This window comes from Verrucosispora sp. SN26_14.1, from assembly GCF_004307965.1.
Lineage (GTDB): Bacteria > Actinomycetota > Actinomycetes > Mycobacteriales > Micromonosporaceae > Micromonospora.
Genome location: NZ_SISL01000577.1, coordinates 1 through 3,327, shown reverse-complemented (window position 1 = coordinate 3,327; position 3,327 = coordinate 1). Strand labels below are relative to the sequence as shown.

Annotated in this window: 4 protein-coding genes; 3 read left to right on the top strand and 1 reads right to left on the bottom strand. The window is 74.8% G+C overall.

All coding sequences use genetic code 11. The features are described 5' to 3' along the window. Positions 1 to 313: adenosylcobinamide-GDP ribazoletransferase (locus EYA84_RS29345; RefSeq protein ID WP_201272520.1), on the top strand; the 313-nt coding region annotated here is incomplete at its 5' end. A gap of 66 nt (positions 314 to 379) precedes the next feature. Continuing rightward, complete coding sequence (locus EYA84_RS29340) at positions 380 to 1,669, top strand: DUF2314 domain-containing protein (RefSeq protein WP_131057292.1); 1,290 nt, start codon at positions 380 to 382, stop codon at positions 1,667 to 1,669. 30 nt (positions 1,670 to 1,699) lie between these two features. On the opposite strand, the gene gcvT is transcribed toward EYA84_RS29340, so the two are convergent. After that, positions 1,700 to 2,824: a glycine cleavage system aminomethyltransferase GcvT gene (gene gcvT / locus EYA84_RS29335; RefSeq protein ID WP_131057290.1), complete on the bottom strand. Its 1,125-nt coding sequence runs from the start codon at positions 2,822 to 2,824 to the stop codon at positions 1,700 to 1,702. 165 nt (positions 2,825 to 2,989) lie between these two features. On the opposite strand from gcvT, the gene EYA84_RS29330 reads away from it, so the two are divergent. Continuing rightward, positions 2,990 to 3,327 (top strand): M17 family peptidase N-terminal domain-containing protein (locus EYA84_RS29330; RefSeq protein ID WP_275540823.1); only part of this gene is annotated, 338 nt, incomplete at its 3' end.

Sequence of the window (3,327 nt, the reverse complement as noted above, 5' to 3'; positions counted from 1 at the left end):
GCTCGGGGTCTCGCTGGCCTGTCGACGGGGTGTCCCGGCGGCCCGCCCGGACGGACTCGGTGCGATGGTCGCCGGCACCGTCGGGCCGGTCACGCTGGCCGTGGCGACGGCCGCCGTGGCACTGGCGGCAGTGCCGGCCGTGCCGGACCGCCCGTGGCAGGGGCCGCTGGTCGTGCTCGCCGCGCTGGCCGTCGTGGCCGGGCTGCTGCGACACGTGGTACGCCGCCTCGGCGGCATCACCGGCGACGTGCTCGGCGCCACCGTGGAGCTGGTCACCACGCTGGTCTACCTGGGTCTGGTGCTGTCCGGCTGAGCCGTGCGACCACCGGCGGGTAGCGTTCCTTGTCGACAGCACCGGCGCGGCCACCCTGGGGACGACATGCTCATCACCGACGACTTCCTGCCCGTACCGGTCCCGGAGTCGCTCACCGCGACCTATCTGGTGCCGACGGTGGGGCTGCCGTCGGTGACCGCCCGCACGGCGGTCCGCGGGCTGGCCGGCCGGCTGGCCGAGCCGGTGCACGGGCTCGCCGTGCAGATGTTGGACAGCCCGCTGATGAGCGTCGACATCCGCCCGATCGGCGAGTTCCCCGCCCTGCCGCCGGACCTGCTCACCGCGTTCGGGGCCACGCAGGCGCAGCTCGACCGGCTGGGTGCCGCGAGCCATCTGGTGGTGGTGCAGGCCGAGTACCGGCCGGGGTGGCCGCCCGCCCACGAGTGGGCGGCCCGCGCGGTGGCCGCGGCCGTGGCCGAGGAGGTCGGCGGCGACGTGGTCGACGTGTTCGGCTTGCAGTTCCTGGACCCGGCGGCGGCGCTGCGTTCGCTGCCGGACGCCGAGGGCCGGGTCCGGCTGGTCGACTGGGTGCTGGTGCCGTACTCCTCGGACGCCGAGGGTCTCTGGTTCACCACCAAGGGACTGCGCCGCTTCGGTCTGCTGGAGTTGCAGACCCAGGGCGTGCCGGACCACCTCACCCGGGCCTGGGGCGCGGTGATGACCGGCGCCGCCCGGCGGCTGTTGCGGGACTGGACCGACGGGCTGGCCGGCGACGAGGTGCCCGCGTTCGTGCCGCTGCCGGTGCTGGCCACGGTCACCGGCCACGACATCGCGGTCGCGTACGGCAACCCGGAGCAGCACGGGGCGACCGCGCCGGTGCTGCTCCGGCTGGAGCTGGACCCGGCCACCGACCCGGAGGCCGACTCGTTCCTGAGCCTGCGCCCACCGGCCGGGCACCCCGGCCCGGACGGGCGCTACTTCGCCGCCGCCTGCGGCACCCTGTTCGCCGGTATCCAGCCCGACGTGCGGTACGCGCGCTCCGGCGACGCGATGAGCCGGGCGGTCGCCACCGCCCGCGCCGGGCTGGGCGACATCCGGGCCCGTTTCCGCGCCGGTCAGCTCCCGTCGGATACGCAGCTCGTGGTCAAGTACGGGCTGCCCGGCGACGACGGCCCGGAGTACGTCTGGGCCGGGGTGACCACGTGGGAGACGCCGGAGCGGATCGTCGGCGCCAGCGCCAGCGACGCCAACACCGACCCCTCGGTCCGCATCGGCTCGCCGGTGGAGGTCGAGACCACCGACATCGTCGACTGGGCCGTCCTGGGCACCTCCGGCGTCGTCGAGGGCGGCTGGACCCAGGCGGTCCTGGACGCCGGTGAGCCGCCCCGCCCCTGAGTCAGGCCGGCGTCACGCCACCGGTCCGCGTCACTTCACGGAGGGGTCGACGAAGGGCGGTCGGGTCAGCCGGACCGGCAGGCGACGACCGCGCACGTCCACCTGGAGTTCGGTGCCGTCGGCCAGGGCCGGGGCGGTGTCGACCAGCGCGAGGGCGATGCCCTGCTTGCGGGTCGGGCTGAACGTGCCGCTGGTGACCGTGCCGACCCGGGTGTCGCCGTGGTACACCGCCATGCCGGGGCGCGGGATGGCCCGGTCGACGGCCTCCAGGCCGCGCAGCGTACGCGCCGGACCGGCGGTCTTCTCCGCGAGCAGCGCGGCACGGCCCCAGAAGGCCGGCTTGTCCCAACCCACCGCCCAGCCGGAACGGGCCTGCACCGGGCTGATATCCAGCGACAGGTCCTGCCCGTGCAGCGGGTACCCCATCTCGGTGCGCAGGGTGTCCCGGGCGGCCAGCCCGCAGGCCTGCGGCGCCGGGTCGGCGGCGAACAGGGCGTCCCAGACGGTGACCGCGTCGGCCGCCGGGACCACCAGCTCGAAGCCCAGCTCACCGGTGTAGCCGGTGCGGCACACGGTCAACGCGACGCCGTCGAGGGAGGCCGGCGAGAAGCTCATGTACCCGTGGTCGGTGGGCAGGCCCAGCCCGGCCAGCAGCGCCGCCGAACGCGGTCCCTGGACCGCCAGGACCGCGTACTCCTCGTGCTCGTCGGTGACCGTGACCTGCTCCGGCGCGGCGGCGCGCAGCCGACGCACCACCTCGGCGGTGTTCGCGGCGTTCGGGATCAGGAAGACGTGGTCGTCGGCGTACAGGTAGGCGATGATGTCGTCCACCACGCCGCCGGTGGCCTCGTCGCAGCAGAGCGTGTACTGCGCCCGGCCGGGCCCGATCCGCCCCAGGTCGTTGCTGAGGCAGGAGTTGACGAACTCCGCCGCGCCCGGCCCGGTCACCCGCGCTTTGCCCAGGTGCGAGACGTCGAACACGCCGACGTCGGTACGCACCGCGGTGTGTTCCCGCAGCACCCCGCCACCGGCGTACTCCAGCGGCATCTCCCAACCGCCGAACGGGGCGAACTTGGCGCCGAGTGCGGAGTGTCGCTCGGCCAGCGGAGAACGACGCAGCCGGGTCTCGGCGGCGTCGGTGGTCACGTCGGTCATGGGTGGGAACTTACCGGGGCGGACCGGTCTGGTTAGCATCGGCGGGACCCACCGGAGGAACCGGCGGGGCAGCACCGACGTCCGACGGGTACCTCATCCGCCGGCACCAACCGAACCGCCGGTACGCCACACGCGGCCGGCCCGGCCCGCCCGGGAGCAGCTTCCGTGACATCGCCCAGCACCACCCTGAGCCTGGTCGACACCGACCCCGCCGAACTCGCCGTCGACGCGATCGTGATCGGCGTGCACAGTACGACCGGTGAGCAGGACGCCACCAGCGGCCTCGCCGGCACCCTGCTGCTCGCCAGCGGCGCCGAGAGCATCGCCGCCGCCTTCGACGGCAAGCTGACCGAGACGCTGGCGCTGCTCGGCGCCACCGGCGGACCGGGCGAGGTGATCAAACTGGCCACCCTGGGCACCGTCACCGCCCCGCTGGTCGCCGCCGTGGGACTCGGACCGGAGCCCACCGGTGCGGCACCCGCCCCTGAGACCCTGCGGCGGGC

Coding starts and splice junctions, on each gene's coding strand:
- EYA84_RS29340 (WP_131057292.1), top strand. CDS start 380: ATGCTCATCACCGACGACTTCCTGCCCGTACCGGTCCCGGAGTCGCTC.
- gcvT (WP_131057290.1), bottom strand. CDS start 2,824: ATGACCGACGTGACCACCGACGCCGCCGAGACCCGGCTGCGTCGTTCT.